The 6,640-nt window shown below is 67.5% G+C and carries 7 protein-coding genes; all 7 read left to right on the top strand.

Annotated features, from left to right (window positions below):
- The coding region (locus tag VNS12_RS08450; protein WP_473964701.1) for a TraG/VirB4 family ATPase at window positions 1–1,408 on the top strand (1,408 nt) is incomplete at its 5' end.
- Window positions 1,405–2,178: a P-type conjugative transfer protein TrbJ gene (gene trbJ, locus VNS12_RS08445; protein ID WP_254693010.1), complete on the top strand. Its 774-nt coding sequence runs from the start codon at window positions 1,405–1,407 to the stop codon at window positions 2,176–2,178. The genes VNS12_RS08450 and trbJ, both read left to right, overlap by 4 nt.
- Window positions 2,179–2,192: 14 nt before the next feature.
- Window positions 2,193–2,459: a putative entry exclusion protein TrbK-alt gene (gene trbK-alt, locus VNS12_RS08440; protein ID WP_254693009.1), complete on the top strand. Its 267-nt coding sequence runs from the start codon at window positions 2,193–2,195 to the stop codon at window positions 2,457–2,459.
- Between the two features lie 2 nt (window positions 2,460–2,461).
- Window positions 2,462–3,823 carry a P-type conjugative transfer protein TrbL gene (gene trbL / locus VNS12_RS08435; RefSeq protein WP_325487381.1) on the top strand — a complete coding sequence of 454 codons (1,362 nt, stop codon included), beginning with the start codon at window positions 2,462–2,464 and terminating at the stop codon, window positions 3,821–3,823.
- Window positions 3,820–4,509: a conjugal transfer protein TrbF gene (gene trbF, locus VNS12_RS08430; protein WP_254692979.1), complete on the top strand. Its 690-nt coding sequence runs from the start codon at window positions 3,820–3,822 to the stop codon at window positions 4,507–4,509. Before trbL ends, trbF begins: the two co-directional genes overlap by 4 nt.
- A complete protein-coding gene (gene trbG, locus VNS12_RS08425; RefSeq protein ID WP_254692978.1) occupies window positions 4,506–5,507 on the top strand; it encodes a P-type conjugative transfer protein TrbG in 1,002 nt (333 codons plus the stop codon). Before trbF ends, trbG begins: the two co-directional genes overlap by 4 nt.
- On the top strand, window positions 5,504–6,640 hold the full coding sequence (locus VNS12_RS08420; protein ID WP_325487380.1) for a TraB/TrbI/VirB10 family type IV secretion system protein: 1,137 nt from the start codon (window positions 5,504–5,506) through the stop codon (window positions 6,638–6,640). Before trbG ends, VNS12_RS08420 begins: the two co-directional genes overlap by 4 nt.

Genomic DNA, 6,640 nt, shown 5'->3' with positions numbered 1-6,640 from the left:
CACCGCCATGCCCGAGAGCGTCAACGCGGTTGACGCATGGCTCGGCAGCCTGCCCGGACACGCCTACGCGAATGTCCGCCAGCCGCCTATCAGCACTTTGAATCTCGCCCACATGATCCCGCTTTCAGCGGTGTGGGCGGGGCCGGAACGGGACGAGCATTTCGGCGACGCTCCATTGCTTTACGCTAGGACCGAAGGCTCAACCCCGTTCCGGTTGTCTTTGCATGTCGGTGACGTAGGCCACACCCTTGTCGTCGGCCCCACGGGCGCGGGCAAGAGCGTGTTGCTCGCCCTCATGGCGCTCCAGTTCCGGCGCTATGCGGCCAGCCAAGTCTTCGCCTTCGACTTTGGCGGCAGCATCCGCGCCGCGTCGCTCGCCATGGGCGGGGATTGGCACGATTTGGGCGGTGGCCTCACGGAAGGGGACGAGGCGTTCGTTTCGCTCCAGCCGCTTGCCCGCATCCACGACACCTATGAACGTGCATGGGCGGCGGACTGGATTGCGGCCATCCTCATGCGCGAGGGGCTGGCGATCACGCCAGAGGTGAAAGAGCATCTTTGGACGGCGCTGACCTCTCTGGCGTCCGCGCCGGTCGAGGAACGCACGATCACGGGCCTCAGCGTTCTGCTGCAATCCAACGATCTGAAACAGGCGCTCCGGCCGTTTTGCGTCGGCGGTGCCTATGGCCGGCTGCTCGACGCCGAAGCCGAACATCTCGGCTCGGCCGATGTGCAGGCGTTCGAGATCGAGGGCCTTGTCGGGACCGGCGCGGCCCCGGCCGTCCTGTCCTACCTGTTCCACCGCATCGGCGACCGGCTCGATGGGCGGCCGACGCTGCTCATCATCGACGAGGGCTGGCTTGCGCTGGACGACGAGGGTTTCGCCGGCCAGCTCCGCGAGTGGCTGAAAACGCTGCGCAAGAAAAACGCATCGGTCATCTTCGCCACGCAAAGCCTGTCCGACATTGACGGCAGCAGCATCGCCCCCGCCATCATCGAGAGCTGCCCGACGCGGCTCCTGCTGCCGAACGAGCGCGCCATCGAGCCGCAGATTACCGAGATTTACCGGCGTTTCGGGTTGAATGACCGGCAGATAGAAATCCTCGCACGGGCCACGCCCAAGCGGGATTATTACTGCCAGTCACGGCGCGGCAACCGGCTGTTCGAGCTTGGGCTGTCCGAAGTCGGCCTCGCGCTCTGCGCCGCATCCGCCAAATCCGACCAGACGCTCATTGCACAGATCGTCACTGAGGCCGGCCGCGACGGCTTCCTCGCCGCGTGGCTACGCGCGCGCGGCGTCGAATGGGCGGCCGGCCTTATCCCGAACCTCACCAATCTTGCTGACCGACCAGAAACCACCGCGCCGGCCCGGCTCGATACCCACCCCACACAGGAGATTCTTCCATGACCTATTCCAAGATCGTCGGGGCCTCGGCCCTCGCGCTGGCGCTCGCCGTGCCCGTAGCCCTCTCGCCGATGGCGGCGGCACCGGCTCACGCCCAGCTTTTCGGCCGGATCGTCTATGACCCGTCCAACTACGCGCAGAACGTGCTCACGGCCGCGCGCACGCTGGAGCAGATCAACAACCAGATCACCAGCCTCCAGAACGAGGCGCAGATGCTCATCAATCAGGCCCGCAATCTGGCGAGCCTGCCGCATTCCTCGCTCCAGCAACTCCAGCAGAACGTCCAGCGCACGCAGCAGCTCTTGGGCCAAGCGCAGAACATCGCCTTCGAGGTCGGCCAGATCGACCAAGCGTTCCAGAGCCAATATGGCAATGTCTCGCTTTCGACGACCGACGCCCAGCTTGTCGCCGATGCGCGTAGCCGGTGGGAGAACACGGTCGGCGGCTTGCAGGACGCCATGCGCGTGCAAGCGGGCGCGGTCGGCAACATCGACGCCAACCGGGCCGAGATGGCCGCGCTGGTCGGCCAGAGCCAAGGCGCGACCGGAGCTTTGCAGGCAACGCAGGCCGGCAACCAGCTCCTTGCCCTCCAGTCGCAGCAGCTTTCCGACCTGATCGCCGTCATCTCGGCGAACGGCCGCGCCGACGCGCTCACGGAGGCCGAGCGCGCGACCGCCGCCGAACAGGGTCGCATCCAGCGCGAGCGGTTCCTGACGCCCGGCGGCGGCTACCAGCCCGGCAACGCGCAGATGTTCAACAACGGCAACAACTAACCCGGAGGCTCGCCATGGACGGCAAGATGCTGGCGCGGCTTGCAGCCGTTGTGTTCATCGCCATCGCCGTCACGGCGACCGCAATCGACATGGCGCGGAAGGGCGAGCCTTCCGCGCCGCCCCCGGCCTCGGCCTTCCAGCCGCCGGCCGATCCCCTGCGCGAAACCCTGCGCCGCTGCCAGCAGCTCGGCGAGGCGGCGGGGAACGACACCGATTGCCTCGCGGCATGGGCTGAATCCCGCGACCGCTTCCTCGGTCGTGACCGCAGCGAGGTGCGCTGACCATGGGCAACACCGGCGTCATCGACAATTTTCTTGGGGTCTTCACCTCCTACATCGACTCAGGGTTCGGCCTGCTCGGCGGCGAGGTCGCCTTCATCGCCACGACGCTGATCGTCATCGACGTGACGCTCGCCGCGCTCTTTTGGGCATGGGGCGCGGATGACGACATCCTCGCCCGCCTCATCAAGAAGACACTGTTCGTCGGCGTCTTCGCCTACATCATCTCCAACTGGAACAACCTCGCCCGGATCGTCTTCGAGAGCTTTGCCGGTCTCGGCCTCATGGCATCGGGGACGAGCTTTTCCGTTGCCGACCTGATGCGGCCGGGTCGCGTGGCGCAGACCGGCCTCGACGCCGGCCGGCCGCTGCTCGATTCCATTTCTGACCTGGTGGGCTGGATCGCGTTCTTCGAGAACTTCATCCAGATCGCGTGCCTGCTGTTCGCATGGGCGCTGGTCGTGCTGGCCTTCTTCATCCTCGCCATCCAGCTTTTCGTCACGTTGATCGAGTTCAAGCTGACCACGCTCGCCGGCTTCGTGCTGATCCCCTTCGGCCTGTTCGGCAAGACAGCGTTCATGGCCGAAAAGGTCTTAGGCAACGTGGTGTCCTCCGGCATCAAGGTTCTGGTGCTCGCCGTCATCATCGGCATCGGCTCGACCTTGTTTTCGCAGTTCACGGCCGGTTTCGGCGGGGCGACCCCGACCATCGACGACGCCATGGCGATTGTGCTGGCGGCCCTGTCGCTGCTCGGCCTCGGCATCTTCGGTCCCGGCATCGCCAACGGCATCGTCTCTGGCGGCCCGCAGCTCGGCGCGGGCGCAGCCGTAGGAACCGGGCTTGCGGTCGCAGGTGCAGGCGTCGCCGCTGGCGGCGGGGCCATGCTTGCCGCCAAGGGCGGCGCTGCCGCCCTGTCCGGTGGGGCCGCGGCCGTCCGCGGCGGCGCGACGGCCGCGGGCGCGGCAACCGCGGCCTATAGCGTCGGCGCGCTCGGCCAGTCTGGCGCGGCCGGTGTCGCTTCCGGCCTTGGCGGTGTTGCCCGCGCCGCAGGATCGGCGGCCGTCTCTCCCTTGAAGCGCGCCGTCTCGAAAGCCACCGAATCCGTCAAATCAAGCTTTTCCGGTGGCGCACGCGCGGCTTTTGGCATGACCGGCGGTTCTTCCACCGCAGGCACGGTCGGCGGCACTAGCGCCGATCCTGTCGCAGCAGCATCCGGCCCGGCCGGCAGCCCGCCCGCATGGGCGCAGCGGATGCGTCGCTCGCAGGCCATGAACCACGGCACCACCATGGCAGCCCATGCGGTGCGCTCCGGCGACAGCCACGGCTCCGGTTCCTCCATCAGCCTTTCCGAAAGTGACCGCTCATGAGCATCTTCAAACGACCAGCAACCCATTACGGCAAATCGCCGGAACCCGAGACGCCCTATCAGAAGGCCGCGCAGGCATGGGACGAGCGCATCGGCTCGGCCCGCGTGCAGGCGAAGAACTGGCGGCTCATGGCCTTCGGCTCGCTGATCCTGTCCGCCGGCTTCGCCTCGGCGCTGGTCTGGCAGTCCGCACGTGGGACCGTGGTGCCGTGGGTGGTGCAGGTGGACAATCTCGGTCAGGCGCAGACCGTTGCGCCCGCCAACGCCGACTATCGCCCCACCGATCCGCAGATCGCTTTCCATCTCGGCCGCTTCATCGAACAGGTGCGCGCGATTCCGGCCGACGCGATCATTGTCCGCCAGAACTGGCTTCGGGCGTATGAGTGGACCACGGATCGCGGCGCGGCGGCATTGAACGACTACGCCCGCGCCAATGATCCCTTCACGCGCGTCGGTCGCCAGCAGGTCGCCGTCGAGGTGTCCAGCGTCATCCGGGCCTCGCCCAACAGTTTCCGCGTCGCGTGGACGGAAAGGCATTTCGAGAACAGCCAGCTTTCCACGACCGAACGATGGACGGCCATCCTGACCATCGTGATCCAGCCCCCGCGCGACGCCGAGCGTCTGCGCGCCAATCCGCTGGGAATTTACGTCAATGCAATTTCGTGGTCGCGGGAGATGAGCCAATGAGGGCGATCACCCACACCCCGGCAATCGCGGCCGTGCTGCTTTCGGCCACCATGCTCGCAGGCTGCGCCACCAACCGGACGCCGCAATTCAGCTACGACGCCAGCGTGCCGCCGCTGCCGACCGTGCAGGCGACCGTCACCAACGACACGCCCCGGCCGCTGCACACGCCTCCGGCATGGACCGTGGCGCGGGGCGGCGAGGCTGCCGGCACACCGACCGGCCGCGTTGAGAACGCCAATGCCGCCGCCCGTGTCGAGCCGCGCCGCGAAGGCTACTACAACGCGATCCAGATATATCCGTGGAGCGAAGGCGCGCTCTATCAGGTCTATGCCGCAGTCGGACAGATCACCACGATCGCGCTGGAGCCGGGTGAGAGCCTGACAGGCGCGGGGCCGATCGCAGCCGGCGACACCGCCCGCTGGATCATCGGCGACACCGAGAGCGGCAGCGGTGCAAACCGCCGCGTCCATATCCTCGTGAAGCCGACGCGGCCGGACATTTCCACCAACCTTGTCGTCACCACCGACCGGCGCACATACATGCTCGAGCTGCGCGCGCGGGAATCGCTCTACATGCCGGCCGTGGCATGGGCCTATCCGGCACCGCCTGCCGGCCAGCGCCAGACGGTCCCGGTCGCACCCGTCATTCCGGCCGAGGCGGCGCGGAACTATCGCTACGCCTTACAGGTGCAGGGCGACAGCCCGCCATGGCGGCCGGTTTCCGTCTTCGACGATGGCAGGCGCGTCTATGTCGTCTTCCCGGCCGGGATCGTGCAGGGCGAGATGCCGCCGATCTTCGTGCTTGGATCGAACGGCGAGCCGCAGATCGTCAATTCCCGCATCCACCAGAACGTCCTGATCGTGGACCGCCTGTTCGGCGCGGCCGAGTTGCTCCTTGGTAGCGGAAACCGCCAGCAGGTCGTCAGGATCGTCCGCACCAACCCGACGCAGGCCGCCGTCACACAGCCCGCCAGCGCGACCGGAGGCTCCCCGTCATGACAGACAACACGATTACCGATACCGCCGCACCCATGCGGCTGCGCGCCGAACCGCCCCGCGTCACCCGCCTGTCCCGCAAGATGCTGGCAGGCGTCGGAGCCGTCGCGCTTCTCGGCATCGGCGGGGCGCTGATTTACGCGCTCCAGACCCGCGATGCAGGATCGGGCGGCGACGAACTCTATTCGACCGAGAACCGCCCCACGGCGGACGGCTTGTCCGGCCTGCCGCGCGACTACACCGGCCCCGTCTTGGGGCCGGCATTGCCGGGCGACCTCGGCCGTCCGATCCTCGACGCGCAGAACCGGGGCCAGCCCGTTGCACCGCCTGTCATGACGACGCCCGCAGTCGATCCCGAGGAACAGCGCCGGCTCGCAGAGGAAGAAGCCGCGCGCTTGAGCAACGTCTTTTTCCAGTCCGGCCCGCGCACGGGATCGCCGGCAGGAACGGCCACGCCCGGCCTTGCCGGGCTTGGCCTCGGCGGGCAGCCCGCGACACAGGATCGCCACGCGGCGTTTCTCAACGGGCCGGTGGATCGGCAGACCGTCGCCCCGGATCGCGTTGCGCCGCCGGTATCGCCCTATATCCTTCAGGCCGGGGCCGTGATCCCCGCCGCACTCATCACCGGCATCCGTTCCGACCTTCCGGGCCAGATCACCGCGCAGGTGACGGAGAACGTCTATGACAGCCCGACCGGCTCGCTGCTCCTGATCCCGCAGGGAACGCGCATCATCGGCCAGTATGATGACGGCGTGACCTTCGGCCAGCGCCGCGTGTTGCTAGTCTGGAACCGCCTGATCCTGCCGGGCGGCCGTTCCATCGTTCTGGAGCGCCTGCCGGGCGCGGACGCCAGCGGCTACGCCGGCCTTGAGGATGGCGTCGATTATCACTGGTGGGATCTGATGAAAGCCGCAGGGCTGTCCACGCTGCTCGCGGTCGGAACCGAACTTGCCACCAGCGACGAGGACCGGCTGATCCGCGCCATCCGCGACGGGGCGCAGGATACCGTCAATCAGGCCGGCCAGCAGATCGTCCAGCGCCAGTTGCAGGTCGCGCCGACGCTGACCGTCCGGCCCGGCTTCCCGGTCAGGATCATCGTCACCCGCGACCTTGTATTCGAGCCGGCAGGACGTTGA

It is taken from the genome of Pelagibacterium sp., assembly GCF_035555455.1.
Classification (GTDB): Bacteria; Pseudomonadota; Alphaproteobacteria; order Rhizobiales; family Devosiaceae; genus Pelagibacterium.
This window is presented reverse-complemented; position numbering and strand designations above follow the sequence as displayed.

Excerpts from the sequence above, each read along its gene's own strand:
- trbK-alt (WP_254693009.1), top strand. The coding sequence starts at position 2,193 with ATGGACGGCAAGATGCTGGCGCGGCTTGCAGCCGTTGTGTTCATCGCC.
- trbF (WP_254692979.1), top strand. The coding sequence starts at position 3,820 with ATGAGCATCTTCAAACGACCAGCAACCCATTACGGCAAATCGCCGGAA.
- VNS12_RS08420 (WP_325487380.1), top strand. The coding sequence starts at position 5,504 with ATGACAGACAACACGATTACCGATACCGCCGCACCCATGCGGCTGCGC.
- trbL (WP_325487381.1), top strand. The coding sequence starts at position 2,462 with ATGGGCAACACCGGCGTCATCGACAATTTTCTTGGGGTCTTCACCTCC.
- trbJ (WP_254693010.1), top strand. The coding sequence starts at position 1,405 with ATGACCTATTCCAAGATCGTCGGGGCCTCGGCCCTCGCGCTGGCGCTC.
- trbG (WP_254692978.1), top strand. The coding sequence starts at position 4,506 with ATGAGGGCGATCACCCACACCCCGGCAATCGCGGCCGTGCTGCTTTCG.